The following is a 25,617-nucleotide window of genomic DNA, read 5'->3' as shown; positions in this document are numbered from 1 at the left end:
CTACCCGCCCAACTGATCCAGCAACGCCTTGGCCGCCGCCTGTTCGGCCCGCCGTTTGGACGGCGCTTCGGCGCGGGTGGATTCGCCCGACTGCAACGTGACCTCGATGGTGAAGACCGGGGCGTGGTCGGGGCCGCTGCGGGCGATTTCCTGATAGCTAGGCGGTTTCTGGCCCTTGGCCTGCGCCCATTCCTGCAACGCGGTCTTCGGATCGCGGGCGTCTTCCTCGACCGTTTCGATCCGGGCGCCCCAGGTCGTCAGGATCAGCGTGCGCGCGGCCTCGATCCCGCCATCGAGATAGACGGCGGCGATCACCGCCTCCATCGCATCGCCCAGCAACGCCTGTTTGCGGCGGCCGCCCGACAGCATCTCGGACCGGCCAAGGCGCAGGACCTCGCCCAGCCCCAGTTCGGCGGCGACTTCGGCGCAGGTTTCCTTGCGGACCAGCGCGTTGAAGCGTGGCGCAAGCTGGCCCTCGGTCGCGCCGGTGTCGGCGCTTAGCAACGTCTCGGCCATCACAAGGCCCAGCACACGGTCGCCAAGGAACTCCAGCCGCTGGTTGTCGGGCCGGTTGGCCGAGGACATCGAGGCATGGGTCAGCGCACGTTGCAGCAACTCGCCATTGGCGAACTTGTGGCCCAGCCGTTTGGCAAAGGCGGCTTGTTCGGCGGACAGTCTCACCGGATTCCTTCCATGATGCGCCCTTCCCGCCAGCCTGCGGGGTTCCACAGATAGCGGCCTGCGGCGGAAAAGGCGACCGCCACCGCGCGGCCTTTCACATTCGCCTGCGGGACGAAGCCGACGCCACCGGCGGCGGCACCGATGCGGCTATCGGTCGAGTTGTCGCGGTTGTCGCCCATGACGAACAGGTGGTCCGCCGGCACCGTGAAGGCCGGCGTGTTGTCCAGTGCCATGCGCCCGATCTCAAGCACGGAATAGCTTTGGCCGTCCGGCAGCGTTTCGGTCCGCCGCAGCTTGCGGCAATCACCGCCAAGCGGCACGGGATTGTTGCCGCAGCGGGGGATCACGCCCGACATCCCGGCTGGGGTGTAGGGTTCGACGAATTCGCCGTCCGGGGTCTGCGGCAGTTCGGCGCCGTTCAGGATCACGACGCCATCCCGCATCTGCACCGTGTCCCCCGGCAGGCCGATCACCCGCTTGACGTAGTCCTGACCGGTGACCGGGTGGAGGAACACCAAGACATCGCCCCGCGCGAAAGGCGCGCGGTCGGGGATGACAAGAATGTAGTCGCCCGGAAGCAGCGTCGGTTTCATCGAGCCTGCGGGAATCCAGTAGGGCTCGAACACCATGATCGTCATCAGGAAAAGCGAGATTGCGTGGAGCACGCCGAAGGCTTTCGGTTAGGGCCGATATTTCAGTCGGCATAGCCGATGGCGGGCGGCGGCGGCAAGGTGGCGCGCGCCTACTCGATCGAGGCGAAATAACGCTCGGGCCGCCATGCCCAGATGGCGACCGGCCTGCGCGCGCCGCTGGAGAACAGGACGAACCGCGCCTCGGCCATGATGCGCGCGGTGGGCAGAAACCCGATGCCGCCCTGTTCTGGGGCGAACCGGCTGTCGCGGGCGTTGTCACGGTTGTCGCCCATCACGAACACATGGTCTGCGGGTACCGTGAACACCGGCGTGTGGTCGCCGGGCGAGTTCTGCACATCGAGAATGGTATGCCCCGTTTCCTGCGCGAATTGTTCGACATACATCCGCTTGATGCATTCAGTGCCCGGCGCGGGACCGAAGGCCGCGCACATCGGCCAGATGCGGTTCGGACCCTGTTCGCGGAACTCTTCCACGAAGGGGCGCAGTGCAAGCCGTTCGACCGGCCAGCCGTTTATATAAAGCAGTCCGCCCTGCATCTGTACCCTGTCGCCCGGCCGTCCCACCACCCGCGCCGCGCTGTAGTCGCCGTCCGACGGGTGACGGAAGAACACGACGGCGTTGCGGTCCGGCGTGCCGATGACCCGCGTGCCGATCACGTAGTCGCCCACAAGGAATGTCGGCTTCATCGCGGCGTCGGTGATGTGGAACGGCTGCCAGAACACGCGCGACACCGCGAAGCCGACGATACAGCTCAGCAGGATCAGCCCCGCCACCGGCCATTCGATCGGGAAAAGTTCGACATCCCCGCGCGCGTCGGTGGGGGCGGTCAGCAGGTAGAACAGGCAGAACAGGCCGATCACCGGGACGAAGACGAAAAAAGCCCAAAGCCCCGAGGCGCCCGCGTCGTGATAGCGCCGCACGCAGTAGCCGGCGAAGGGATACAGCAGCAGCGCCATCAGGATGGTCAGCACGACGGCGGGAACCTCGTGCAGCACCCCGGCCAGCAGGATCGCCGTTCCGGCGATCCAGACCGTCACGACCAGGGCAAAGAATAGCCCGAACCGGGTGCGATCTGTCGCGCCGTCCCAGTCAAGCCAGTCGGTGGCCAGTTCCCTGGCCAGCGCTCCTATTCGATGGCCTTGAAGAACCTGTCACTCCTCCACGTCCAGAAAAACAGCATCGACCGGCCCGCGGACGAGAACATGATCCGGTCGGCACGGCCGATCAGGTTTTCGAAGGGCACAAAGCCGACACCGCCCGCGCCCTGTGCGACGCGGCTGTCGGTGGAGTTGTCTCGGTTGTCGCCCATGAAGAAGAAGTGTCCTTCCGGGACGGTGAAGACCGGCGTGTTGTCCAGACGTGTGTTGGCGATATCCAGCACCGAGTGCTCCACCCCGTTCGGCAGAGTCTCGATATATTTCTGCTTGATGCAGTCGGCGCCAAGCCCCGGGCTGGGGTTGGAACACTGCGGCAGGTTTCCGGCCGGGCCCTGCGGCTCGAAGGTCTCGACGAATACGCCGTCGTCGACCTGCGGAACCTCTTCGCCATTGATGAACAGCACGCCGTCCTGCACCTGGACCTTGTCACCCGGCAGGCCAATCACCCGCTTGATGAAGTCCGATCCGGTGGTCGGATGGCGAAACACGACGACATCGCCAAGCTCGGGTTCCTCGCCCATGATGCGGCCCGAGAACGGGCACATGGCGAACGGGCAGCTGTACTGCGAATATCCGTAAGCCATCTTGTTCACGAACAGGAAGTCCCCGATCAGCAGCGTGTCCTTCATGGACCCGGACGGTATCCAGAAAGGCTGAAAAAAGAGTGTGCGGAACACGCCCGCGATGAGCAGGGCGTAGACAATTGTCTTGATCGTCTCGATGATCCCGCTGCCGATGGAATTGCTGGACATTCCGGTTCCCCGCTCGCCTCGATTTGTCTGTCGTCATGGGCGCGCGCGCCCGCGGTGTCAAGGCAACGGCCTTGCCTCTATGATCACGAAGGCCTGCGCCCAAGGATGGTCGTCGGTCAGGGTGACATGCACCACCGCCTCGTGCCCTTCAGGGGTCATCTCGCGCAGGCGTTCCGCCGCCCATCCCGTCAGCGCCATCACGGGCTGGCCGGTGTTCAGGTTCGACACCGCCATGTCCTTCCACGCGATGCCCATGCGCAGACCGGTGCCCAGTGCCTTGGAACACGCCTCTTTCGCGGCCCAGCGTTTGGCATAGGTGCCGGCGGTGTCGCGGCGGCGTTCGGCCTTGGCCTGCTCGACCTCGGTGAAGACACGGTTGCGAAAGCGGTCGCCGAACCGCTCCAGCGTCCGCTCGATCCGCTCGATGTTGGCAAGATCGGTGCCGATGCCAAGGATCATGGAATCTCGAACCGTGGGGAAAGGTCGCCGGTGGACTGGTTCACCGTGACCGCCAGGATGGCGGGATCGAAACCGCCGGTGTCCGGCTCGAATATCTCGACCCCGACGCGCAGGGTCAGCCCCGCCGCGGGGTCGTAGCTGGCGGACAGCGCACCGAAATCCATGCTCGAAAAGCCCATGCTCTCATCCAGCCCGATGATGCCACAGCCGGGCGAGCCAAGCTCGTCATAGGGCGGGTGGATGACAAGCAGGTAGAAGGCCGCCGCCGCGGGTTCCACCGTGTCCAGCAACGCCACCCGGATCGCGCCGTTGGCGAAGGTGGTGCTGTTCTGCTCCCACGGTTCGGCGATGTTGCGGGCGCCGCCTTGCCAGCCGTTGCAGTCGATCACGGCCTGCGCCTGCGACGCGGCTGCGCAAAGGGCCAACCCGGCCCCGATCAACAGCGATTTCCACATCCCGGATCCTCCGCCATGGGTTGCCCTGCTTTCGCACGCGTCGGGCGTTTTGGCAAACCCGTGGCATCCCGTGACACCGGGTGCTACGACTTCGCGAACAGGGGAGGAGACCTGCATGACACAGCCATTCGGCATCGCCGTCATCGGCGCCGGCATGGCCGCGACGCCGCATGCCCGCGCGTTGGCGGACCTTGCGCCAGACATCTCGGTGCGCGGGGTCTGGACCCGTGGCGACAGCGGCGCGGCGATGGCCGCGGAGTACGGCTTTCCGCTGGCCGATAGCGCCGAGGCGCTGGCCGCGGACCCGACCGTCGACGCCTTGCTGCTGCTGACCCCACCCGACGCGCGGCTGGATCCGGTGCGGCTGTTCGCCGGGGCCGGCAAGCACGTCCTGTGCGAGAAGCCCATCGGCCGCACGCTGGCAGAGGCGGAAGAGGTCGCCGCCCTGTGCGCCGACGCGGGTGTACAGCTTGGCGTCGTGTTCCAGCACCGCTATCGCGCAGGCTCCATCGCGCTGCGGCAGAGACTTGAGGCCGGCGATCTGGGCGCGCTTCAGATGGCGCGCGCCGACATTCCATGGTGGCGGGACCAATCCTATTATGACGCCCCCGGACGCGGCACGATGGCGCGCGACGGCGGCGGCGTCCTGATCAGCCAGGCGATCCACACGCTGGATCTGATGCTGTCGCTGACCGGCCCGGTCGCGACCGTGCAGGCGCTGGCCGCCACGACCGGGTTGCACGATATGGAGTGCGAAGACTTCGCCACCGCCGGGATGCGGTTCGCGAACGGTGCTGTCGGCTCGGTCTTCGCGACCACCGCAGCATGGCCCGGAAGCGCGGAATCGATACGTTTGGACTGTTCCAAATGCGTTGCAACGCTGCAATCCGGCACTTTGCGGCTCGACTGGCGCGACGGGCGGACGGAAACGGTCGGCGAGGAAACCGGAACCGGCGGCGGGGCCGATCCGATGGCATTCCCGCATGACTGGCACCGCGACCTGATCGCGGGTTTCGTCAAGGCGGCGCGGGCCGGGCGCGCGCCCGATCCGTCCGGCACCGACGCGCTGACGGCGCAACGGCTGATCGACGCTATTCTGCGGTCTTCGGAAACGGGCCGCGCAATCCATCTGGGAGACACTTGAATGACGGGTCCGGTTCTTGGCGTGATCGGTATCGACCACCGCCACATCTACGAAATGCTCGGGCTAATGACAGACCGCGGCTGCACCGGCCGCGGCTGGTGGACCGAGGGAGAGCCCGGCACGCAGGAAGGGTTCGTGGAGCGCTTCCGCGACCTGCCCCGTGTCGACGACCCCGAAACGCTGATCGCCGACCCCGAGATCGACATGATCCTGCTGGCCGGCGTGCCATCCGAACGCGCGGATTTCGCGATCCGCGCGATGCGGGCGGGCAAGGACGTGATGGTCGACAAGCCCGGCTGCACCACGCTGGACCAGCTTGCCGAGATCAGGAAGGTGCAAGCCGAGACCGGGCGCATCTGGTCGGTCAACTATTCAGAGCACTTTCAGGTCGCAAGCGTCACCAAGGCGGCAGAACTGATCGCGGCGGGGGCCATCGGCAAGGTGATCCAGACGGCGGGCTTCGGGCCGCACCGGTTGAACCGCCCGACGCGGCCGGACTGGTTCTTTGACGAAAGCAAGTACGGCGGCATCCTGTGCGATATCGGCTCGCACCAGTTGGAGCAGTTCCTGTTCTTCACCGGCACCGACGACGCCGAGATCGTGACCTCCAGCGTCGCCAACTTCGCCAACCCGAAAGATCCGGGGCTGCAGGATTTCGGCGAGATCCTCGTCCGGGGCGACGGCGTTCAGGGCTACATCCGGATCGACTGGTATACGCCCGACGCGCTGCCGACATGGGGCGACGGTCGCCTGACGATCCTTGGCACCGAGGGCTATATCGAACTTCGCAAATACGTCGACATCACCGGGCGCGAGGGCAAGGATCACCTGTTCCTCGTGAACGGTGACCGCTGCGAACATATCGACGCGTCAGACGCGGGCCTACCGTATTTCGCGGCGCTGATCGCGGACATCCGCGACCGGACCGAGACGGCGATGCCGCAGGCGCGGTGCTTCAAGGCGATGGAACTGGCGCTTCAGGCTCAGGGTAAGGCCGCGCGGCTCGGGAACCTTTCGTGAGGTGATACGGGACGGCGGGCGGGGCGATGCGCGTCAGCGCGTGCGCCGTCGCCGTCCCATTTCGCGATCCCCCAAAAAGAAATCGGCCGGCGCCCCCGTGCCGACCGATCCCCAAGGCGGTGTCATGGGCCGTGTCAGGCCGACATCATCGCCTTCGCTTCAAAGTTCTTCAGAACCGGGCGGGCCGGAGCGCCGAAGGCGTCCACGTTCCGCTCGAGCTGCGGGAAGATGCGGAACAACTCGTCCCGCGCAGCGGTGTCCAGCGTCGACAGGCCCAGCTCGCCGGGGTGGAAGCTTTCGGACTCCACGCCGTTGGCATAGACGATCTCGTGCTGCGCGAACATGAAGTGATAGTACACCACCTCGTCCGCGTCATGCTCGACCGTCACAGTGCTGTCGTTGACCAGCGCCTTCGCCGGCACCAGCATCTCGGTCTCGCCGAACAGCGCCTCGCAGCGCCAGTCGGAGACCAGCATACGGTGCTGCGGCGACACCAGCAGGTCGCGCTCGGGCATGTTCTCGCCCAGCGCGCCGGCGCGGATGCGGATCGGGCGCAGGTTGTCGCCACGGTTCAGTTCCGACACGCCGATGCGGCGGTGCGCAATCCACTGAAGCGGCTGGAACCCGCTGTCCTTGGTCAGGACCATGTCGCCCGGTTGCAGGTCCTCGACCCGCTTCACGCCGCCTTTGACAAGGATCTCGGTACCGCCGGCAAAGCAGATCGGCGCGTCGACGAAATCGATGCCGATGGTCGCCTTGTCACCGTGGTCGACGTCGGCCTCGAGATAGATGGTCTTCTCGTTCCCGTCGCGGTCCAGATAGGTGATGACATACTTGCTGGGCGCGCCGTGGTGACCGTCGGTCTCTTTCAGCTTGTAGGTGCCGTCGCCGAAGTCGTCGCCGTTCTGGTCGCCGGTCTCGCCGCCGCCATAGACGTTGGATGCCGTGTAAACGGGCGAGATCGGATTGCCGTGCTTGTCCACTGCGGTGAAGCTGATGACGTTCGACATATACAGCTTGTCGATCGTCTGGATGCTTTGCACGTTCATGCAGAAGTCACCGACGAAATCGCCCGCGTTAACCTCGACGATGTCCACGTCGTGACCGCCGTCGTCCCAGTGCAGGTTCAGGCTGTCGCCGTAATCCTTGCCGGTCCCGTCGAGGTAGACGTAGGTGTCCTTGTCGACGTTCTCCTGCATCGTGCGGATCGACTTGTTGTCGTACGCACCGCCCGGGTTGTCGATCAGGACTTTGCCATGGTTGTTGATGTCGGCCTGATAGACGCCGCTGCCGTGATCGACGGGATTGCCATCCTCGTCGCACCAGCCCTTGGAAAGGCCCCACCAGAACCAATTCCCGAAAATCGAATATGTCATCAGCAGCTATTCCCCACAGAGGTATGGGGAGAATATATGCCGCAAGGTTATCTAAACAAAGCCCAGATTTTGCCCCAATTCAGAATTGAAAAGGGCCTTTTCCTTGGAAATCAGGCGCTTGCTGCCACAATTTCGTCAATAATCGGTAAGCTCTGTTAACACCGCCACCGCTGCGGCGGTGGTTTCGATATCATCAATCCGGCGCACCGTGTCGTATTGTTGCACAACCGTGTCCGACATCGCCGAAATGGATTCTCCGGTCAGCTTGTGAAGCCCCCGGATCATGCCGATCAGATCGAATTCCTTGGCCCTGTAGCCGACTGATTCGAAGTCCAGGCCGACGGCACCCTTGTCGTTGAATTTGAAGTTGTGGGCCGAGACGTCGCCCTTGGTCAGAACGTATTCGGTCAGCGGCACCTGGCTCAGCAAATCGCGCAGAACCGCATAGGCCGGGTTGCCCTCCATCTCGTCGTACTGGCCGAAATGGTCCCACAGGGTCTCGTCGCGCTTCTGTGTCCCGACGGCGGCGTGAAACCCGGCGACCCAGCGCGCCATCATGCCCAGCGCGTCCATTACGCGGCCCTGCTCGATGAAATGCTTGAACCCGTGACCCTGTACCTCGCGCGTGACGATCACCCGTTCGGTGTCTGCGGAATAGACCATGACCGGCATCGGGACCGGCCAGCGCTTCGACAGGATCTGCTTCTCGCGGTCATAGCGCAGGTTCGCGTCGGCGGCGTTCACGTCGGCATCGGTGAAGATCTTGGCGAAGAAGACCTGCCCCTCGCCCCGCAGAAGCATCGTCATGTTCGAGCCGGACCGGGCCATCGGTTCGACCGACAACTCGTTGACGCCGGTCGCCCGGGTGATGTCCTGTGCCAGTTCGCGAAGTACCGCCATCGGACTCCTCCTGCGCTGTGCCCCGTGCCGGATCGGACGACGCCGAGGCGGGTTCTTCGGTTCATGTGCCGCACCCGCCGCCCCTGCCAAGGCAGAGGCTTCCAGAGCGGCAGCCGGCGTAACCGCCGTTGCAGCATGGGACTCCCCCACGTGTAAAGGGGAGGTTGCCGACTTCGGCCTGTCCCGGCCGATTTGCCGGCAGCGCCGACGTTTACCACACGCCAATACTTGGGCCGGTTGCCCGCATCGTCGAGCCGCCGCCTATCTTCGGCCCATCTGTTTCTTTTTGCGATACAATATCGCAGACGGAACCATCTTAGGGTGATTCTGAGAAACGTCGCCGCCTAGCCCGCCGTCCAGCCCCCGTCGACAGAGACAGCCGACCCCGTCACCAGCGCCGAGGCGTCGGACGCAAGATACACCGCGGCCCCCGCTACATCGCCGACCTCGCCCGCGCGTCCCAGCGGGATGTTCTGGCCGATCCAGCGCCGGGTTTCCGGCTCGTCGAAAAACGGCGCGGTCAGGGGCGTCAGGATGAAGGTCGGGCAGATCGTGTTCACCCGGATTCCCATCGGCCCAAGGTCGATCGCCATCGCCTTGGTGAAGCCCTCCACCGCGTGTTTGCTGGCGCAGTAGACGGCACGCTTCGGTCCGCCCACCTGCCCCATCTGGCTGGAAATGGTGATCAGCGATCCGGGCCGGCGCGCAGCGATCAAACCGTTCGCCACCGACTGCGCAAGGAAGTACGCGGCGCGCAGGTTGACCGACATCACCGCGTCGAAGTCCTGAACCTGCGTCTCGGTCGCGAAGCTGTGCCGCGCGGTGCCGGCGGCGTTCACCAGCACGTCGAACGGCCCGCTCTCGGCCACGGCCTTGCCGGTCGCTTCCAGATCGGTGATGTCCAACGGCAGCCCATGCGAAGCATGGCCCTCGGCCTGCAGCGCGGCGCGGGTCTCTTCCACCAGTTCGGCACGGCGTCCGGCGACGGTGATCTCTGCCCCGGCGCGCGCAAGGGCGGCGGCGCAGGCAAGCCCGATGCCAGAGGTCCCGCCGACGACAAGCGCGTGGCGGCCATCCAGCCGCATATCGGGCGTCTTGGGCAGTTTCATCTCGGGCCCTCCGTCAGGCACCGGCCTCGGCCGTCACGCCTGCGATGCGATCGGGCGGCCCGGCTTGTCCCTTCCCATCCAGTGCCACGCGATGACCCCTGCCGCAAGAAGCGCCGCCACACCCCAGACAAGCGGCGCCTTGGCCAGCACCGCCAGCGCCAGCGCAAGACGTAACAGCGCCTCGATCCGTCCCATGCGACGGCCATCGAACCGGGCCAGCACGCTGGCCAGCAGGTACAGCGCCGCCGCAACGCGCAGCGAGACCAAGGCCAGCGCGCCCCAGTGCACCGTCCCGTCCAGCCCCGGCAGATACCGGTCGCCACCCGGCACCGGGTTCAACTGCGCCGGCTCGATCAGCAGAAGCTCGGGATAGAAGGCGAAGATGAAGGGGATGACGAACATCACCACACCCGCCTTCACGGCGGCAAAGCCGGTGCCCATCGGGTCGCCTTTGGTGATCGAAGCCGCCGCGAAGGCCGCGACCGCCACAGGCGGCGTGATCGCACTGGCGACGGCGAAGTAGAAGATGAACATGTTGGCGGTGAAGGTCGCGATGCCCAGCCCCACCAGCATTGGCCCCATCAGAAGCGCGACGTTGATATAGGCGGGCACCGTCGGCATCCCCATGCCCAGCAGGATCGCCATGACCATCGTCGCGCCAAGCGCCATCACAAGGAACAGGCTGTTGTCGCCAATGGTGCCGCCCGACGCTCGAAGCCAGCCGATGATGTCCACCGCGATGTAGTTGGAAAGCCCGGTCAGGTTCAGGCAGAAGTCGATCACCGAAACGGCGAGGAACATCAGGTAAAGCCGACTGACAAGCGTGCCCGCCTCGGCCAGCGCGGTGACGATCAGGCCGGGACGCTGGCGGATCTCGCGGTCGAGGAAGAACAGCACGATCAGCAGCGCCGTCGCCCACCAGCCCGCCGATCCTGCGTCGCCCGCCGAGTTCTGGATCAGTTGCAGCAGCCACGGCAGGTTTTCGGCCCGGCAGCCGTTCTCGGTCACGATCTTGGTCACACCCCAGATGCCCGACAACGGTCCGCAGCCAATCGCCTCTTTCGGGGTCAGCAGCAGGATCAGGATCAGCAGGATCGGGGCAAAGATCATCAGCAGGTGAATGCGGTCCTCGCGGGTCAGCCGCATGTCGTCGGTGGCGTCGCCGACCGGTTCGAGTCCCTGCTTCCGGGCCTGGAATACGACGGTCAGGAACAGGCAGCCGAAGTACGCCACCGCCGGGATCGCCGCCGCAATGATCACGTCGCGATAGGGCACCACCGTCATTGCCGACAGAACGAAGGCCGCGACGCCCATCACCGGCGGCATGATCTGGCCGCCCGACGAGGCCGCCGCCTCGATCCCGCCCGCGAAGTCGCGCCGGAAGCCGCGTTTCAGCATCATCGGGATCGTCAGCACGCCAGTGGACAGCACGTTCACCACCGGCCCGCCCGAGATCGTGCCGAACATGGCGGACGAAACGATGGCCGCGTGCGCGGGACCGCCGCGCAGGCGGCGGGTCCACAGGAAGGCGATCTTGATCAGAGACCGGCCGCCCGCCGACACCCCGAACAGCGCGCCCAGAACGATATAGGGGAAGACGGTGTTCATCAGGATGCCCATGAACCGGCCCAGCAGACCCTGCCCGTTGTTCACGAGGATGTCCTCGACGTTGGGCCGCCCGTCGATCAGCTGACGGGGCTCGCCGCCCAGCTTGGTGACGAGGTACTTGTTCATGTCGTCGGCGCCGAAGAAGTACCAGACGATCACCGTCAGCAGGGTATAGCTTGCGATCACGATGGCGACCGCCACCAGCGAAACGCCCCAGACCCGCACGTTATAACCAAGAAAAACCGTCACCGCCGCGGCGATCAGCGGAAAGATCCACAGGCCGAGGGTGCGGATGCAGCTGGGATCGTCGACCGTGGTGGGCGCGGGCAGCCCCATCATCTCGGCGAAGTCTTTCTCTTCCTGAAGGCTTCGGGCGATCAGCTCGGCGCGTTCGCCCGTGAACTGGTCGATCAGGCAGACGGCGTCGATCTCGACCAGATAGCCCAGCGCGATCAGCGTCGCCATCGTGACCAATGCCACGTCCATGAAAATACCGAAGCCGCGCTTGGCGGGTGCCTGCCCGGCAAAGCCGCGAGCGAACGAGTGTTCCAGCGCGACGATGGTCATCATCAGGACAAAAACCAGCGGAAACAGATATTCGTAAGGGAAGCGCCGGATCACCACGCCCTTGCCGAACGCCTGCTCGACCGCGGCGTCCAGTCCGGGAAGTGCGGGCATCGTGTTCAGCAGGCCGATGATCACAAGGATCAGCCCCAGCACGCGCGCCAGCCGGTGCGCGATGTCACGTTCGACGGTATCGGTCATGGCTTGATCCCCGGGCTAGGTCCCTGGCGAGGTGGCCGGGCGTGCGCCGCCCGGCCGAACGGCTTCAGCCCTCGGGCTTGGCGCAGTCGGGCACTTCATAGCCCGCCTCTTCCCACGCGGCGACGGCGCCGGGATGGTACTTCAACGGGTTCACACCGCAGAAACCGCTTAGCTCGGGGTCCAGAACACCGACGTTGATGTTGCCGGCATAGGGCGTCTTCGCCTTCATGCGGTCCATCGTCTCGATATAGGCGGCGGTCAGCGCCTTGGCGGTGTCGAAGTCCATGTCCTTGTGCACCACGTCCGCGAACGCGGTTCCAAGGCCACGGAACACGCCGTCTTCCGAGATCAGGCGCACACCGTCGGTATAGCCCATGTCTTCCCACGCGACCGAGATCGGGACGTTGCCGGGCGCGTTGAACAGCTTGCCGTAGGCCTCGCTTTCAAACACGTCCTTCGGCGTCGAGACGATCACCACATCACCGGCGGCCTGCATCGTCGTCACGCGGGCCGAGGGGAAGGTCAGCGGCACCACGAAGGCGTCCATCGAACCGTCGACCAACTGGGTGGCAAGCTGCGCCCAGTTCGCCTGATGGCCGGTATAATCCTCGCCGTCTGTCAGGCCGGCGGCGCCGGAAATCGCCTGCCGCGCGTTGACCAGAGCGGCGCCGCGGGGCGGGCCGTTCCAGACATTCTTGCCCTTGAGATCATCCCAGGAATCGATGCCTTCGCTTTCCAAGGCGATCAGGCCGTAGGCGCCGGCGTTGTAGGGGTACAGCGCCCGGACGTTGGCGGCCAGTTCCGCGCCCTTCTCGGGGCCGATGCTGGAAAACGGTCCGCGCCCGGCGGCCAGCAGGAACGGCAGGATCAGCGGCATGGCCGCGATGTCGGTCTTGCCCTCGGCAAGGTTCACCAGCGAGTTGGTCAGCGTCTGGCCTTCCTGCACCTGCAGGTTCGCGATGCCATACTCGGCCGCGATCTCGGCCATGTGCAGGATCGAGACGTGCGGGCTGTTGCCCGGGCTCGAAGTCTCGGCGGTCAGGTTCGCCTGCGCGCTGGCGCCGGTCGCGATGACAGCCGCCACCGCGGACGCGGCAAAGGCCTTGGTCAGATGTTTCATGGGTCCTCCTCCCCTTGATTTGGCTTCGCGCCGCCCTCCCCGGCAGCGCAGGTCTTCAAGTCTCTTCCGTCTGCTTTCCGCTTTTCATGTTCTTCGCCGTGCGGCCACGGTAGTGCACCGTAAGTTCCAGCGGAACGTCGTTTTCGTCGTACACGCCGATGATCACGCCGCGCCTGCGGGTCGAGGTGCGCATCGCGATCAACTGCTCTTCCGTCCGTGTGGTGCGCTGCGACGTGCGGCGGGCCCAGCGGAACAGCTTGTCGTACATCCGCCCGATCACCGGAGCCATGTCGGCCCGGTCGCCAAGGTCGTCGAGTTCGTGCGGGTCATTCACAAGGTCGAACAGGATCGGGCGGAAGCCGCCCTCGCAATGGATCAGTTTCCAGTCCTTGTCCGCGACCATGAACATCACCGCCTCGCGCACGTTCAGACCCAGCTTGTCGGCCAGCGGCGTGGCGGCATAGTCGTATTCACAGATCACGTGGTCACGCGGCATCTCGGTCGCGGTGCCGTGAAGGATCGGCAGCAACGAATGACCTTCCAGAATATGCGTCGCCGGCTTGCCGCCCGCGACCTCTACGAAGGTGGGTGCGAAATCGATGCATTCGACCAGCGCATCCGACACCGTGCCGCGCGTCGCGTCCGCCTCGGGCGAGGGGTCGTAGACGATCAGCGGCACGCGGGTAGAGGTGTCGTGGAAGAACTGCTTCTCACCCATCCAATGATCGCCAAGGAAGTCGCCGTGGTCAGAGGTCAGGACGATCATCGTCTCGTCCATCCGCCCGGTGTCTTCCAGCCACTTGAACAGACGCCCCATCTGGTCGTCGCACTGTTTGATCAGGCCCATGTAGGCAGGGATCACCGCGTTGCGCACCTTGTCGGTCGAGAACGCCTTGCCCACAGGGCTTTCCATCATCCCCTTCAGCACGGGGTGCGATCCTTCGTATTCCGCCTCGCTGCGGATCGGAGCCTGCACGTGTTCCGGGCCGAACATATCGTGGTAGGGCTCGGGCACGATGTAGGGCCAATGCGGCTTGATGTACGACAGGTGGCACATCCACGGGCCGTCGTGACCCTCGATGAACTCCATCGCGCGGGTGGTCATGTAGGGCGTTTCGCTGTCCTCGTCGGCGATGTTCGCCGCCTCGGTCGAGTTCTTCAGGAACCAGCCCGACAGCACGTTCCCCTCGGCATCGACGCCAGAGTTGGCGAAGTCGTGCCACGGGTTCTCGGACTCGTAGCCGCGCGCTTTCAGGTACTTGGTGTAGTTGTGCGCGTTGGTGATGCCGCCCTCGGCAAAGCTGCCATCGGGCCCTTTCGTCACCATGCCGTCGTCACGTTCCCAGATGTCAAAGCCGCATTCCGCGACGCGCGCGCCGATCTTCGAATCCGGGTCCAGCCCAAGGCGGGCCATGCCCTCTTCATCGGCCTCCATATGGGTCTTGCCCACCAGCCACGCGTCCATCCCGGCCTCGCGCAGGTGGTCGCCCATGGTCATCTCGCCCACCTTCAGCGGTATGAAGTTCCAGCTTGCGCCGTGGCTGTGGACGTACCGCCCGGTATAGGTCGACATCCGCGACGATCCGCAGATTGGCGACTGGATATAGGCGCGGGTGAACCGCACGCCCTTCGACGCTAGCCGGTCGATGTTCGGCGTGTGAAGGTGTTCGTGCCCGTAGCAGCTGAGATAATCCCAGCGGAGCTGATCGAACATGATGAACAGGATGTTCTTCGGCTTGGCCATACTGCGCAAATCCGGCGTCGCGCAGGTCGCGCCGCCGGGGTCCTCCTCCCATTTCCTCGGGCTTCACGCTAGCGACGGGGTGTCCGCAAAGGAAATAGCAATTCCGGAAACATCATAACCGATCCGCTATGACAGGCCGAGCGCCACCACCTCGTCCCGGATCATCTGGATCAGCAATTGCGCCGGGGCCGACAGCTTGCGCCCCGCGACGTTCGAGATGCCGACAGCTCCCATCAGCTGCGGCGCATCCACGTCCAGCGTGATGACGGTGCCCGCCGCGATCTCCTGCCGCATCGCGCCAAGGGGCAGGCAGACAACCGCGTCAGAGGCCTGAAGGTAGTTGCGCGAGAACTCGAAGCACACGGTTTCGATCATGTTGCTGAAACCGCTGACGCCCTGACTGATGACGAAGCGGTTGATCTCGTCGCGGATGATGGTGCCCCCGGAGGGCAGGATGACCGGGAAGCCGTCGATCTCGGCGACTTTCACCCCGGCGCGTTGGGCAAGCGGGTGGCCGGCACGGGCGAAGAACACGAGCCCCTCGCTATAGAGATGCTCGAAGTTCAGGCCCGCCATTTTCTCGGCCGCCGTGATGCGGCCAAAGCCGAAATCGACGTCGCCATCGCGCAGGCGGTGGTGCAGCAGGCCGCTGGCGACGGTCTCAAGTTCGACATCCACCTCTGGGTACAGCGACTTGAACCGCCGCACCGCACCCGGCATCACGACACGCACCACGTTGGGCATCGCGAAGGCCGTGACCTTCTGCGCGCCCATCTGGCCGCGCATCGTCTCGATGCCCCGGTCCACCTGTCCGAGACCGGCACTGACATAGGACAGCAGGGTGCGCCCCGCCTCGTTCAGTTCCAGCCCGGTCGAGGTGCGTTCGAACAGGGGCGAGCCCATCTCTTCCTCGAACTCGCGCAGCGACCTCGACACGCTGGGCTGCACGGTCCCCAGCACCTCGGCGGCGCGGGTGGCAGAGCCGTGACGCGCGACGGCAAGAAAGCAGCGCAGATGCCGCATACGAATTCGGTTATGGCTCATGGGACAAGCTATCCCCCATTTCAGCCCTTCGCGAAAGACGGATGTGGACAAGCGCCGGGTTGCCAGGTTGCCGTTGCGGCCTGTCACAAAAGGTTCATGCAGACTTTACAGGATCCTCACACCGGGGACCCAAGGAACGCCTCGGAACACTGCCAGGGAGCTTCCAAAATGAGAACTATCGCAATCTCTGCCGTCGCGCTTGCCGCGGCGACGGCGGCCAATGCCCAGAATATCGTTCAAATGGACAGCGAGTGGTACGCCGCCGGCCAGGAGGCCATTCAGGCCCAGATCGAAAAGCTGATGAACGAGAACAACGCCAAGAACGTGATCCTGATGGTCGCGGACGGCAACGGCGTCGGCACCAACTATGCCACGCGCCTGTTCGTCGGCCAGATGGAAGGCGGTCTGGGCGAGGATCACGTCTTGCCCTACGAAACGCCCGACTTCTACTCGGCGCTGGTCAAGACCTACAACATCAACGCCCAGACCCCGGACTCCGCTCCGACCGCTGGCGCGATGAACACCGGCGTGAAGCAGCGCTTCAACCTGATCAACCTTGGCGGCGACGCGATCCACGACGATTGCTCGACCGTTGAAGGCAACGAACTGACGCTGTTCTCGGAAATCGTCACCGGGATGGGCAAGTCGGTCGGCATCGTCTCGACCGCGCGCCTGACCCACGCGACGCCCGCCGCCGTCTATTCGAAGACCGCGAACCGCAACTGGGAAGACGCCGTCCCCGAGGGCTGCACCGCCCAGAAGGACATCGCCAGCCAGCTGATCGACGCCATGGAAAGCGGCCTGATCGATTTCGCCATGGGCGGTGGCGGTCGCTACTTCCTGCCCGACGGCACCGAGATGGGTGGCCTTGCCGGTCGTCGCGCCGATGGCACCAACCTGATCGAGATGGCGGAAGGCTTCGGCTCTTCCTTCGTCACCGACCAGGCGGGCTTTGACGGTCTGGATCTGTCGGCCGACGCGCCGATCCTTGGTCTCTACGAAAACAGCCACATGATGTACGAGGCCGACCGCGCCGACGAGCCGTCGCTCGCCGAAATGACCGCTGCGGCGATCGAGTACCTGTCGAAGAACGAAGACGGCTACTTCCTCGAAGTCGAAGCGGGTCGCGTCGACCACGGCAACCACGCCGGCAACGCCTATCGCGCCCTGATGGACGGCAAGGCCTTCGCCGACGCCGTGGCCCTTGCCGACGAGATGACCGATGACGAGGACACCCTGATCATCGTCACCGCCGACCACGAGCACGCCATCGCGTTCAACGGCTATTGCGGACGTGGCTCGCCGATCACCGGCCTGTGCTACGACGTTGCCCAAACCGGTATCGAGCACTCGGACGAGCCGCTGACCGCCGCCGACGGCAAGCCCTACACCGTCATCGGCTACCTGAACGGCTCTGGTTCGGTTCTGACCGAGCAGGCCGACGGCACCTTCGCCGCGCCGGAAGGCCGCGCCGAGGTGACGAACGAGGAAGCGATGGACATCGACTTTATCCAGCAGGCGATGATCCCGATGTCTTCGGAAACCCACTCGGGCGAAGACGTTGCCGTCTACGCCAAGGGTCCGTGGGCGCATCTCTTCGACGGCACCATCGAGCAGAACGTGATCTTCCACGTCATGCTGCATGCCGTGAACGCGGAGTAAGGTTCGCCTTCACGAACGTTGAAGGGGCCCCTGACGCGGGCCCCTTCTGCCGTTAATCTGACGGCACGTTTCCCGACCGACTCGATGCACTCGGAGGATCCGATGATTTCCCGCCGCACCCTGCTGATTTCCGCCGCCGCAGCGATGCCGATGGCCGCCGCCCCGTCGCTTGCCGCAACCGAGGGCCCGCTGAAACTGCGCGAGCTTTACAACAAGGACCGCAGCTTTTCCGATCTCGCGCTGTCGCTGGAAGGCCAGCGCTTGACCGTCGAAGGCTACATGGCGCCGCCGCTGAAGGCGGACAGCCAGTTCTTCGTCCTGACCAAGATCCCCATGTCCGTCTGCCCCTTCTGCGAGACGGAAGCGGAGTGGCCGGACGACATCCTTGCCATCTACACCAAGCGAACGCTCGACGTGATCCCGTTCAACGTGAAGATCGAGACGCGCGGCGTGCTGGAGCTTGGCAGCTTCAAGGACCCCGACACCGGCTTTCTCAGCCGCGTCCGTCTTTCCGACGCCACCTACGCGCGCTAAGCAAGTTCCATGACCCTGCCCCTAAGCGTGCGCGGCCTGTCCGTGCCCAACCCGCGCGGCCGCGCGATCCTGACCGTCGACGAACTGGACATCCCGGCGGGGTCGCTGGTGGGTGTTCGCGGGCCGTCGGGCGCGGGCAAGTCCACGCTGCTGTACGCGCTCGCCGGTCTGTGGTCCGGCGCGAAGGGGGCGGTGCGCTGGGGCGAAACCGAGATCCTTGCACTGTCCGACGCGCGGCGGACCGCGTTTCGCGCCGATCATTTCGGGATGATCTTTCAGGATTTCCTGCTGTTCGAGGAACTGTCGGCCGCCGGCAATGCCGGGCTGGTCAGCCTGTTCCGCCGTCGCCGCGACCGCGCGGGCGTGACGAAACGCGCGCGTCAGGGCCTGGCGCATCTTGGCCTGACCGACACGCCCCGCGCCGTCGCCAGTTTCTCGGGCGGCGAACGTCAGCGCGTCGCGGTCGCCCGCGCGCTGGCGCATGACCCGCACGTCCTGCTGGCCGACGAGCCCACCGCCAGCCTGCACCGCGAGGCGGCGGACGCGCTGATCGACGACATGGTGAAACTGGTCCGCGACAGCGGCAAGACGCTGATCGCGGTCAGCCACGATCTTGCCCTGCTGGATCGGATGGATCGCGTGGTTTCGGTCATCGACGGGCGGGTCGATTGCGACGTCGAGGTGCGCGCATGATCCGGGATGGCTGGGACGGTTTGCCGGTTCTGACGCAAGAGCTGATCATCTGTAGCGCGCTGCTGCTGCCGCTGGTGGTCATTGCGGCGCTTCTGACCCGTGGCTACGCGCCGTTCCGCCTGACCCGCGCCATCCTGCGCCGGTTCCTTTGGGCGAACGTCATGTTCGTTCTGCTGATCGCCGTTTCGGTCGGCATGGGCATCGGCCTGATCGCGCAAGAGCGCGGACTGCGGCAGGGCATGGCGCATGCCGCGGACAAGTTCGACATGGTGGTGTCCGCACCGGGCAGCGAGTTGACGATGATGCTGGCCGCCGTATTCCTGCAGCCGTCGAACGTCGGGTTGCTGGACGGCTACGCCTATAACGAGATCGCCGAGCACGAGAACGTCGAGATCGCCGCGCCCATCGCCTTTGGCGACAGCTTTGGCGACGCGCCGGTGATCGGGACGACGGCAGAGTTCGTGACCTATCTGACCGACGGCGCGCTTGAAGGCCGGCTGTGGGAAGCCACCGACGAGGCCGTGGCGGGCGCTGCGGTCGGACTTGCCGTAGGCGACAGCTTCACCCCGTCGCACGGTATCGGTGACAGCGCCGAGGAGCACGGGCACGAGGGGGTTGGCTTTCACGTGGTCGGACAGATGCCGCGCACCGGCACGCCTTGGGACCGTGCGATCCTGATCCCGGTCGAAGCCGTGTGGGAAGTCCATGGCCTTGCCAACGGCCACGCGCCCGAGGCGGGCGACCGGATCGGTCCGCCCTTCGACGCCAAGTTCTTCCCCGGCACACCGGCCGTGATCGTCCGCGCCTCTGCGCTGTGGGCCAACTATGCCCTGCGCAACGAATTCACCCGCGACAGCGAGATGATGGCGTTCTTCCCCGGAAGCGTCTTGGCCAACCTGTACCGCATCATGGGCGACGTGCGGCAGGCGATGTCGCTGATGTCCATCGTCACGCAGATCCTGGTCGCGGCCAGCGTGCTGCTGGGGCTGTTCATCCTGACCCGGCTGTTCCAGCGACAGGTCGCGATGCTGCGCGCGCTTGGCGCACCGCGGCGGTTCGTGATGGCGGTGGTCTGGCTGTATGGCGCAACGCTGCTGACGGTCGGAACGCTGCTGGGCGTGGCCTTCGGCTTTGCCGCCGCCGCCGCGCTGTCGCGGATCGTCACGCAGCGGACCGACATCCTGGTCACGGCGTCGCTGGGATGGAGCGAGGTGCATCTTGCGCTGGCCTTCCTCTCGGCGACCTGCGTGCTTGCCCTGATCCCCGCGCTGGCCCTGTTGCGGCAGCCGATCGTGGCCAATCTGAGGTCCTGACAGCCTTCGGCCGCAACCGTATTGCCACTGTCATACAGCTGTCACCCCGCTGTCATCTCGCGGCGCTAGCCCGACCCGGCATATTGCCAATAAGGGGACAATCCATGCTTAGCAGACTGCTCCTTGCAGCCTCCTCGCTCGCGCTGATCGCGGGCGGCGCCGAGGCTCAGGTCTTCAACCGCATCGCCAGCTACCCGGTGTCCGAGAACTCGGGCGCCGATGCCGACACCGAAACTTCGCCCGAGATCATCGCGGCGACCGAGGACGGCATGACGCTGGTCTACTCGGACAGCCCGCTGGGCGTCATCGGCATGATCGACATCACCGACCCCGCCGCGCCGAAGGGCAAGGGCGTGATCGAGGTGGACGGCGAGCCGACCGCGGTATCCGTCATCGGCTCGACCGCCTTCGCCGGGGTGAACACCTCGGAAAGCTATACCGATCCTTCGGGCAAGATGATCTCGATCGACACCGCGACCGGCGAGATCACCGGCGAATGCGTGCTGGCCGGCCAGCCCGACTCGACCGCGCCCGCGAAGGACGGATCCTTTGTCGTGATCGCCATCGAGAACGAGCGTGATGAAGACCTTGGCGACGGCGGCCTGCCGCAGATGCCCGCCGGTGCGGTGCAGATCGTTCCCGTCGCCGATGGCGCGATGAACTGCGACGGCATCATCACCGTGGACGTGACCGGCATCGCCGACATCGCCCCGGAAGATCCCGAGCCCGAATTCGTCGACGTGAACGAGGCCGGCCAGATCGCCGTGACGATGCAGGAAAACAACCACATCGTCATCATCAACTCGGACGGCACCATCGCCAGCCACTTCTCTGCCGGTGCGGTCGACCTGGAAGGCATCGACACCGAAGAGGAAGGCGCGCTGGTCTTCACCGACAGCCAGCCGGGCCGCCTGCGCGAGCCCGACGCGGTTCAGTGGCTGGACAACGACCGCATCGTCATCGCCAACGAAGGCGACTGGAACGGCGGCGCGCGCGGCTTCACCATCTTCAACAAGGATGGCACCGAACTGTACGAGAATTACACCGGCATCGAGTACGAAGCCGTGATGGCGGGCCACTACCCGGAAGACCGGTCCGGCAACAAGGGCGTCGAGCCCGAGGGGATGGAAGTCGGCTTCTTCGGTGACGACACCTACATCTTCCTGCTGCTGGAACGCGCTTCGCTGGTCGGCGTCTACAAGGACACCGGCGCCGATCCCGAGTTCATCCAGCTTCTGCCGTCGGGCATCGGCCCGGAAGGCGCCTATGCGATCCCGTCGCGTGGCCTGCTGGTCACCGCGAACGAGGCCGACCTTGGCCCCGATGGCGGCGTGCGTGCGCACGTGATGCTGTACGAACTGGGGGACGGTCCCGCCGCCTATCCGCAGATCAAGTCGACGATGGACGGTGACACCCCGATCGGCTGGGGCGCGCTGTCGGGCCTTGCCGCCGACCCGTCCGAAGCCGGCAAACTGTACGCCGTGTCGGACAGCTTCTACGGCATGCAGCCGTCGATCTTCACCATCGACGCAACGCAGACCCCGGCGCTGATCACCGAAAAGACGGTCATCACCCGCGAAGGCGTTCCGGCGCAGGGCTTCGACCTTGAGGGCGTGTTCGCCAACGAGGACGGCAGCTTCTACGTCGCCTCCGAGGGCCGTCTGGACCGTGGCATCCTGCATGCGATCTATCACATCGCCGACGATGGCGAGATCGAGGAAGTGATCCCCTTCCCGAAAGAGATCATGGCCGTGGAACGCCGCTGGGCCGCCGAAGGCGTGACCCGTATCGGCGACGTTCTGTGGGTCGCGATCCAGCGTGGCTTCGACGACGATCCCGCGAACCAGGTGAAACTGCTGTCCTACGATCTGGAAGCGAAGGAATGGGGCGGCGTCGCCTACCCGACCGAAGCTGTCGAAAGCGGCTGGGTCGGCCTGTCGGACATCACCTACGCCGGTGGCGACGTGGTCTACATCATCGAGCGCGACAACCAGATCGGTGCGAATGCCGCGATCAAGGCGCTGTACTCGGTGCCGCTGTCGGATCTCGAGCCGGTGGCGCTGACCGAGGAGCTTCCGGTCGTGACCAAGACGCTGGTGCACGACTTCCTGCCGGACCTGCAGGCGTTGAACGGTTTCGTCGTCGACAAGATCGAGGGCTTCACCATCGACGCGGAGGGCAACGCCTATGCCGCCACCGACAATGACGGCGTCGACGACAGCTCTGGCGAGACGCTGTTCTTCAAGGTCGACATGGATATGTAAGGAAAGGTCGGCTTCGGGTCCGCCCCGGAGCCTTCCGCCAAAAAAGAATGCCGCCGCGCGACCCCCATCGCGCGGCGGCTTTTCTTTACGCAGGTGGCCGGCTTAGTCTACGAAACCAAGCCGGTCGAGCGCCTTACGCGCCACGCCGGATTGACCGGGTGCCTTCGACATTACGATGTCGTTCAGTTGCCGGACAATTAGGTGCAGCTCACGCGAGTTCAGTCGATGTTGCACGAACTCGTGCAGTTCGGTGGCCGAAAGATCGTTGATCCTGCGGGCCAACCCCATCCTGGCTGTATCTGCCATATCGCTCCCCATAAGCATGAAGGATTTATGACCCGTGGATACGATTCGGTAAAGGCGCACATAGCGTAATTGTGGTGCAAATGCGGCAACTGCACGATTAATTCTGCGCCGCGGCAACGGAACCAGACGCGGACCTGCGGCGTTGACCCCGGAACTGGAATTACGCGGAGTTGTATGATGGGGCAATTAAGCATGTTCGAGCTTTCCGGAATCGGCGGGCTGATCCTTCTGGCGCTGGACATCTACGCGCTGGTGTCGATCGTGTCGTCGAACGCCTCTACCGGGAAAAAAGTTCTGTGGTCTCTGGCGGTGATCGTGTTCCCGCTTCTGGGCTTCATCATCTGGCTGCTGTTCGGCCCGCGCGGTAGCGCGCGACATGCCTGACGAGAAGACCGGCCAAAGGCTCCCGACAATCATAATGTTATCCGCCGGCGCCGTTGGCATTCTTGCCACCGGCGCCATTCTGCGATCGGCGGAATCCATTCTTGCACCCATGACGCTGGCTTTGGTGACGGGAATCGTGCTGTCGCCGCTTGCGGTGTCCTGGGAACGGATCGGCATCCCCCACAAGATCGGCGCGATCCTGAACCTTCTGGTCGCGCTTGCCGCCGTGGGCGCGACGATCTTCCTTCTGCAACCTGTCGCCATGCGCCTGATCGAGCAGGCGCCCAAGGTGGTGGCCGATGTGGAATCCACCGTGCGGGACTTGCGCGAAATGGTGCGCGGGATCGATGAGATGTCCGAAGAAGTCGCCAACGCCATGAAGGGCGTGGAGGACGAGGACGCCCCGTCGCCTTTGGATCTGACCGGCTCGAACACCCCCGAACCCGTACCCGAACCCGCGCCGGCGCCAGCCGAAAGCGAGGACGATGGCGGCGGCGTTTCCGCCGATGCGGCGGTGCCTTCGGTGACGGATGTGGTCTGGCTTGCCCCGTCGATCCTTGCGCAGACCGCGATTTTCGCCGGTACGCTGTTCTTCTTTCTCGCCACGCGGGTCGATGTCTATCGCTGGGTCGCACGCCACATCCCGTGGAATGTTGATCGGTCCCTGATGCTTCAGCGCTTGCTGGAAGCGGAAAAACGGGTGTCGCGCTATTTCCTGACGGTCGCAGTCATCAACGCCGGCCTCGGATTGGCGGTATTCGGCGCGCTGACCCAGCTAGGCGTCACGGGCGCTCCGGTCTGGGGCCTTGTCGCCTTCCTGTGCAACTTCGTTCTGTACCTCGGGCCGGCGGCGTTCTTCGTGGCGATGCTGTACGCGGGTATCGCATCCTTCGACGGGATACAGGCATTGCTGCCGGCGGCCTGCTATGTCGGGCTGAACTTCATCGAAGCGCAGTTCGTAACCCCCACAGCGGTCGGCCGCCAGTTGTCGCTGAACCCGCTTGTGGTGTTTCTGGCGGTGGTCTTCGGGATTTTCCTGTGGGGACCTATCGGCGGCATCGTCGCAATCCCCATTCTGGTCTGGATCCTGGTGATCAACAACGCATCGGGCGTCGCGCCCAGCAAGGTACAGGCCGACGCCGCCAAGGCGGCATAATCAGGGATTGAACCGCGGCATCGCGTCAATGCTCGCCTTGTCGAGGGCTGCGTGTACAACGTAGGCCTCGACCCCGGCGTCGCCCGCATCCTCGACCTTCAGATCGTCGAAACCGATGACGACCTTTTCACTCGTCAGGCTCAGTGGGCCGCCCGTCAGCCGGACGACGGCGTCGGTGATCCGCCCCGTGCCGCTGACCATCAGCTCGGCCACCGATCCGACCACGCGGTCGTTGCGGTCGATCACCGCCGCGCGCATCAGCGCATCGACGTCCAGACCGGTGAAGGTCAGCGCCGTCTCGGGCAGGAATTCGATCTCGGGAATAGCGGTGGTGCTTGCAGCGGCGGGCACCAGTTCCGGCTCGACCGAGTCGTCGATCACGGCCGGGGCCTGAACCATTACCGCAGAGGCAAGGATGAAAGCGCGTGTCAGCATTTTTTCTGCTCTCTTGTTTCGTCCTGTTGTGGATAAAACACGCGAGCGGAGCAAAAAGTTCCGATATCCAATGGCTTAAAGAAAAACCGGCAGAGAGGGACCCTCTGCCGGCATCATATTTCAATGACTTTTGAAATTTCTTATTTGCGTCGAGCGGCAATCCCGGCCCCGACCCCTTGCACGAAGGCAGCGGCGATCGTTGCGAAGGCCTGCACCTGCGCGCATTGCGTCGTCATCGCGGGCGGCGCGACCACGGGGCGGCGCGGGCGGGCGATGCGTGCGATCAGCAGCACCAGAATACCAAGGCCCGCGAAAGAGCCGCCGATGATCAGGGCCGCGTCCAGCGGCGTCGCCACCAGCCTCAGCCCGATCCATCCGGCCGCCGTCAGAAAGCCGATCCCGACCAGCAGCATGACCGCACCGAAAAGGCCCAGCGCAGAGCGCAGGGCCATTGTTCTTGCGGTATAGTTCAGTCCGCCGGGCAGCATCATTTGCGGCGCAGCAGAAGGCCGGTCAGAAAGCCGACGCCCGCGGCGATGCCGACGGCCATGGCGGGGTTTTCACGGATCGACTGTTCCGCCTGCGCATAGGCGTTTTGGCCCTTCAGCCGGGCGTGGTCCACCGCGGCTTCGCCCTGAAGCTTCCATTCGGTCGCCTGATCGCTTGCAGCCGTCTTCAGCGCCTCGGCGCGGGTTTTGCCGATGTCCTTCATGGTTCCGGTCAAAGCAGAGATGTCCTTTTTCAGAACCTCGATCTGCGCTTTCAGTTCGTCGACGTCGGTAGGTTTCGCCATGGTCTCGACCTGGTTGCTCGCTTTTCCGTTTCCGTTCGACTTGGGCGTGGCAGTAGCCATCTTTCGTCTCCTTCACTCGCGTGTGCGGTT

General features: G+C 64.8%; 26 protein-coding genes. 9 read left to right on the top strand and 17 right to left on the bottom strand.

The window, feature by feature from the left end; translation table 11 throughout:
- The 6 genes from rnc to ACP156_RS10500 form a co-directional block, all read right to left on the bottom strand.
- Nucleotides 1-681, bottom strand: coding sequence for a ribonuclease III (rnc, locus tag ACP156_RS10525; RefSeq protein WP_425051276.1), 681 nt, complete (start codon nt 679-681; stop codon nt 1-3).
- Nucleotides 678-1,346 (bottom strand): signal peptidase I, encoded by a 669-nt coding sequence (gene lepB, locus ACP156_RS10520; protein ID WP_425051275.1) that lies wholly within the window; start codon nt 1,344-1,346, stop codon nt 678-680. Before lepB (ACP156_RS10520) ends, rnc begins: the two co-directional genes overlap by 4 nt.
- Before the next feature lie 77 nt (nt 1,347-1,423).
- Nucleotides 1,424-2,443: a signal peptidase I gene (gene lepB, locus ACP156_RS10515; RefSeq protein WP_425051898.1), complete on the bottom strand. Its 1,020-nt coding sequence runs from the start codon at nt 2,441-2,443 to the stop codon at nt 1,424-1,426.
- Nucleotides 2,444-2,460: 17 nt separating this feature from the next.
- Nucleotides 2,461-3,243, bottom strand: coding sequence for a signal peptidase I (gene lepB / locus ACP156_RS10510; RefSeq protein WP_425051274.1), 783 nt, complete (start codon nt 3,241-3,243; stop codon nt 2,461-2,463).
- Nucleotides 3,244-3,300: 57 nt separating this feature from the next.
- On the bottom strand, nt 3,301-3,702 hold the full coding sequence (acpS, locus tag ACP156_RS10505; RefSeq protein ID WP_425051273.1) for a holo-ACP synthase: 402 nt from the start codon (nt 3,700-3,702) through the stop codon (nt 3,301-3,303).
- Complete coding sequence (locus tag ACP156_RS10500; protein ID WP_425051272.1) at nt 3,699-4,157, bottom strand: hypothetical protein; 459 nt, start codon at nt 4,155-4,157, stop codon at nt 3,699-3,701. Before ACP156_RS10500 ends, acpS begins: the two co-directional genes overlap by 4 nt.
- 115 nt (nt 4,158-4,272) lie before the next feature.
- On the opposite strand from ACP156_RS10500, the gene ACP156_RS10495 reads away from it, so the two are divergent.
- Both ACP156_RS10495 and ACP156_RS10490 read left to right on the top strand, forming a co-directional pair.
- Complete coding sequence (locus ACP156_RS10495; protein ID WP_425051271.1) at nt 4,273-5,301, top strand: Gfo/Idh/MocA family protein; 1,029 nt, start codon at nt 4,273-4,275, stop codon at nt 5,299-5,301.
- Nucleotides 5,302-6,321: a Gfo/Idh/MocA family protein gene (locus ACP156_RS10490; RefSeq protein WP_425051270.1), complete on the top strand. Its 1,020-nt coding sequence runs from the start codon at nt 5,302-5,304 to the stop codon at nt 6,319-6,321.
- 134 nt (nt 6,322-6,455) lie between these two features.
- Here ACP156_RS10490 and ACP156_RS10485 read toward each other — a convergent pair whose 3' ends face one another.
- The 7 genes from ACP156_RS10485 to ACP156_RS10455 all read right to left on the bottom strand — a co-directional run bounded on the left by ACP156_RS10485 (nt 6,456) and on the right by ACP156_RS10455 (nt 15,987).
- Entirely contained in the window at nt 6,456-7,697 is a 1,242-nt protein-coding gene (locus ACP156_RS10485; RefSeq protein ID WP_425051269.1) for a Hint domain-containing protein, read from the bottom strand.
- Between the two features lie 135 nt (nt 7,698-7,832).
- On the bottom strand, nt 7,833-8,597 hold the full coding sequence (locus ACP156_RS10480) for a hypothetical protein (RefSeq protein ID WP_425051268.1): 765 nt from the start codon (nt 8,595-8,597) through the stop codon (nt 7,833-7,835).
- A gap of 344 nt (nt 8,598-8,941) precedes the next feature.
- On the bottom strand, nt 8,942-9,706 hold the full coding sequence (locus ACP156_RS10475; protein ID WP_425051267.1) for an SDR family NAD(P)-dependent oxidoreductase: 765 nt from the start codon (nt 9,704-9,706) through the stop codon (nt 8,942-8,944).
- Between the two features lie 33 nt (nt 9,707-9,739).
- Nucleotides 9,740-12,079, bottom strand: a complete 2,340-nt coding sequence (locus tag ACP156_RS10470) for a TRAP transporter fused permease subunit (protein WP_425051266.1) — start codon at nt 12,077-12,079, stop codon at nt 9,740-9,742.
- Nucleotides 12,080-12,143: 64 nt separating this feature from the next.
- Complete coding sequence (locus ACP156_RS10465) at nt 12,144-13,199, bottom strand: TAXI family TRAP transporter solute-binding subunit (RefSeq protein WP_425051265.1); 1,056 nt, start codon at nt 13,197-13,199, stop codon at nt 12,144-12,146.
- Between the two features lie 55 nt (nt 13,200-13,254).
- Complete coding sequence (locus ACP156_RS10460; RefSeq protein ID WP_425051264.1) at nt 13,255-14,943, bottom strand: sulfatase-like hydrolase/transferase; 1,689 nt, start codon at nt 14,941-14,943, stop codon at nt 13,255-13,257.
- Between the two features lie 126 nt (nt 14,944-15,069).
- Nucleotides 15,070-15,987: a LysR substrate-binding domain-containing protein gene (locus tag ACP156_RS10455; protein ID WP_425051263.1), complete on the bottom strand. Its 918-nt coding sequence runs from the start codon at nt 15,985-15,987 to the stop codon at nt 15,070-15,072.
- Between the two features lie 168 nt (nt 15,988-16,155).
- On the opposite strand from ACP156_RS10455, the gene ACP156_RS10450 reads away from it, so the two are divergent.
- The 5 genes from ACP156_RS10450 to ACP156_RS10430 all read left to right on the top strand — a co-directional run bounded on the left by ACP156_RS10450 (nt 16,156) and on the right by ACP156_RS10430 (nt 22,453).
- Nucleotides 16,156-17,649: an alkaline phosphatase gene (locus ACP156_RS10450; protein WP_425051262.1), complete on the top strand. Its 1,494-nt coding sequence runs from the start codon at nt 16,156-16,158 to the stop codon at nt 17,647-17,649.
- Between the two features lie 102 nt (nt 17,650-17,751).
- Nucleotides 17,752-18,183 carry a hypothetical protein gene (locus ACP156_RS10445; protein WP_425051261.1) on the top strand — a complete coding sequence of 144 codons (432 nt, stop codon included), beginning with the start codon at nt 17,752-17,754 and terminating at the stop codon, nt 18,181-18,183.
- Nucleotides 18,184-18,192: 9 nt separating this feature from the next.
- On the top strand, nt 18,193-18,876 hold the full coding sequence (locus ACP156_RS10440) for an ABC transporter ATP-binding protein (RefSeq protein WP_425051260.1): 684 nt from the start codon (nt 18,193-18,195) through the stop codon (nt 18,874-18,876).
- The gene (locus ACP156_RS10435; protein ID WP_425051259.1) at nt 18,873-20,189 is read left to right on the top strand and encodes an FtsX-like permease family protein; all 1,317 of its coding nucleotides are present in this window, start codon (nt 18,873-18,875) and stop codon (nt 20,187-20,189) included. Before ACP156_RS10440 ends, ACP156_RS10435 begins: the two co-directional genes overlap by 4 nt.
- Nucleotides 20,190-20,293: 104 nt before the next feature.
- Nucleotides 20,294-22,453, top strand: coding sequence for an esterase-like activity of phytase family protein (locus ACP156_RS10430; protein WP_425051258.1), 2,160 nt, complete (start codon nt 20,294-20,296; stop codon nt 22,451-22,453).
- 102 nt (nt 22,454-22,555) lie between these two features.
- Here ACP156_RS10430 and ACP156_RS10425 read toward each other — a convergent pair whose 3' ends face one another.
- Nucleotides 22,556-22,759: a hypothetical protein gene (locus tag ACP156_RS10425; RefSeq protein WP_425051257.1), complete on the bottom strand. Its 204-nt coding sequence runs from the start codon at nt 22,757-22,759 to the stop codon at nt 22,556-22,558.
- Nucleotides 22,760-22,951: 192 nt separating this feature from the next.
- On the opposite strand from ACP156_RS10425, the gene ACP156_RS10420 reads away from it, so the two are divergent.
- The gene (locus tag ACP156_RS10420; RefSeq protein WP_425051256.1) at nt 22,952-23,143 is read left to right on the top strand and encodes a PLD nuclease N-terminal domain-containing protein; all 192 of its coding nucleotides are present in this window, start codon (nt 22,952-22,954) and stop codon (nt 23,141-23,143) included.
- Nucleotides 23,144-23,252: 109 nt separating this feature from the next.
- Nucleotides 23,253-24,299 carry an AI-2E family transporter gene (locus tag ACP156_RS10415; RefSeq protein ID WP_425051255.1) on the top strand — a complete coding sequence of 349 codons (1,047 nt, stop codon included), beginning with the start codon at nt 23,253-23,255 and terminating at the stop codon, nt 24,297-24,299.
- Here the strand turns inward: ACP156_RS10415 and ACP156_RS10410 are convergent, their stop codons facing one another.
- From ACP156_RS10410 to ACP156_RS10400, 3 genes are all read right to left on the bottom strand, one after another.
- On the bottom strand, nt 24,300-24,734 hold the full coding sequence (locus tag ACP156_RS10410) for a PRC-barrel domain-containing protein (RefSeq protein ID WP_425051254.1): 435 nt from the start codon (nt 24,732-24,734) through the stop codon (nt 24,300-24,302).
- Nucleotides 24,735-24,874: 140 nt separating this feature from the next.
- Nucleotides 24,875-25,186, bottom strand: coding sequence for a hypothetical protein (locus tag ACP156_RS10405; protein ID WP_425051253.1), 312 nt, complete (start codon nt 25,184-25,186; stop codon nt 24,875-24,877).
- Nucleotides 25,187-25,221: 35 nt separating this feature from the next.
- Complete coding sequence (locus ACP156_RS10400; RefSeq protein ID WP_425051252.1) at nt 25,222-25,587, bottom strand: DUF883 family protein; 366 nt, start codon at nt 25,585-25,587, stop codon at nt 25,222-25,224.
- Between the last annotated feature and the right edge of the window lie 30 nt (nt 25,588-25,617).

Source organism: Psychromarinibacter sp. S121, assembly GCF_049801035.1.
Lineage (GTDB): Bacteria > Pseudomonadota > Alphaproteobacteria > Rhodobacterales > Rhodobacteraceae > Psychromarinibacter.
The sequence above is the reverse complement of the archived record's forward strand: the minus strand, read 5'-3'. Positions and strand labels throughout refer to the sequence as shown.

Bases quoted from the DNA above. Each gene is read 5' to 3' on its own strand.
- ACP156_RS10435 (WP_425051259.1), top strand. From the start codon at position 18,873: ATGATCCGGGATGGCTGGGACGGTTTGCCGGTTCTGACGCAAGAGCTG.
- ACP156_RS10480 (WP_425051268.1), bottom strand. From the start codon at position 8,597: ATGGCGGTACTTCGCGAACTGGCACAGGACATCACCCGGGCGACCGGC.
- ACP156_RS10475 (WP_425051267.1), bottom strand. From the start codon at position 9,706: ATGAAACTGCCCAAGACGCCCGATATGCGGCTGGATGGCCGCCACGCG.
- acpS (WP_425051273.1), bottom strand. From the start codon at position 3,702: ATGATCCTTGGCATCGGCACCGATCTTGCCAACATCGAGCGGATCGAG.
- ACP156_RS10495 (WP_425051271.1), top strand. From the start codon at position 4,273: ATGACACAGCCATTCGGCATCGCCGTCATCGGCGCCGGCATGGCCGCG.
- ACP156_RS10425 (WP_425051257.1), bottom strand. From the start codon at position 22,759: ATGGCAGATACAGCCAGGATGGGGTTGGCCCGCAGGATCAACGATCTT.
- ACP156_RS10455 (WP_425051263.1), bottom strand. From the start codon at position 15,987: ATGAGCCATAACCGAATTCGTATGCGGCATCTGCGCTGCTTTCTTGCC.
- ACP156_RS10420 (WP_425051256.1), top strand. From the start codon at position 22,952: ATGTTCGAGCTTTCCGGAATCGGCGGGCTGATCCTTCTGGCGCTGGAC.
- ACP156_RS10465 (WP_425051265.1), bottom strand. From the start codon at position 13,199: ATGAAACATCTGACCAAGGCCTTTGCCGCGTCCGCGGTGGCGGCTGTC.
- ACP156_RS10405 (WP_425051253.1), bottom strand. From the start codon at position 25,186: ATGGCCCTGCGCTCTGCGCTGGGCCTTTTCGGTGCGGTCATGCTGCTG.
- ACP156_RS10460 (WP_425051264.1), bottom strand. From the start codon at position 14,943: ATGGCCAAGCCGAAGAACATCCTGTTCATCATGTTCGATCAGCTCCGC.
- ACP156_RS10430 (WP_425051258.1), top strand. From the start codon at position 20,294: ATGCTTAGCAGACTGCTCCTTGCAGCCTCCTCGCTCGCGCTGATCGCG.
- ACP156_RS10470 (WP_425051266.1), bottom strand. From the start codon at position 12,079: ATGACCGATACCGTCGAACGTGACATCGCGCACCGGCTGGCGCGCGTG.
- ACP156_RS10485 (WP_425051269.1), bottom strand. From the start codon at position 7,697: ATGACATATTCGATTTTCGGGAATTGGTTCTGGTGGGGCCTTTCCAAG.
- ACP156_RS10410 (WP_425051254.1), bottom strand. From the start codon at position 24,734: ATGCTGACACGCGCTTTCATCCTTGCCTCTGCGGTAATGGTTCAGGCC.
- ACP156_RS10440 (WP_425051260.1), top strand. From the start codon at position 18,193: ATGACCCTGCCCCTAAGCGTGCGCGGCCTGTCCGTGCCCAACCCGCGC.
- ACP156_RS10450 (WP_425051262.1), top strand. From the start codon at position 16,156: ATGAGAACTATCGCAATCTCTGCCGTCGCGCTTGCCGCGGCGACGGCG.
- ACP156_RS10500 (WP_425051272.1), bottom strand. From the start codon at position 4,157: ATGTGGAAATCGCTGTTGATCGGGGCCGGGTTGGCCCTTTGCGCAGCC.
- lepB (WP_425051274.1), bottom strand. From the start codon at position 3,243: ATGTCCAGCAATTCCATCGGCAGCGGGATCATCGAGACGATCAAGACA.
- ACP156_RS10400 (WP_425051252.1), bottom strand. From the start codon at position 25,587: ATGGCTACTGCCACGCCCAAGTCGAACGGAAACGGAAAAGCGAGCAAC.
- ACP156_RS10415 (WP_425051255.1), top strand. From the start codon at position 23,253: ATGACGCTGGCTTTGGTGACGGGAATCGTGCTGTCGCCGCTTGCGGTG.
- ACP156_RS10490 (WP_425051270.1), top strand. From the start codon at position 5,302: ATGACGGGTCCGGTTCTTGGCGTGATCGGTATCGACCACCGCCACATC.
- ACP156_RS10445 (WP_425051261.1), top strand. From the start codon at position 17,752: ATGATTTCCCGCCGCACCCTGCTGATTTCCGCCGCCGCAGCGATGCCG.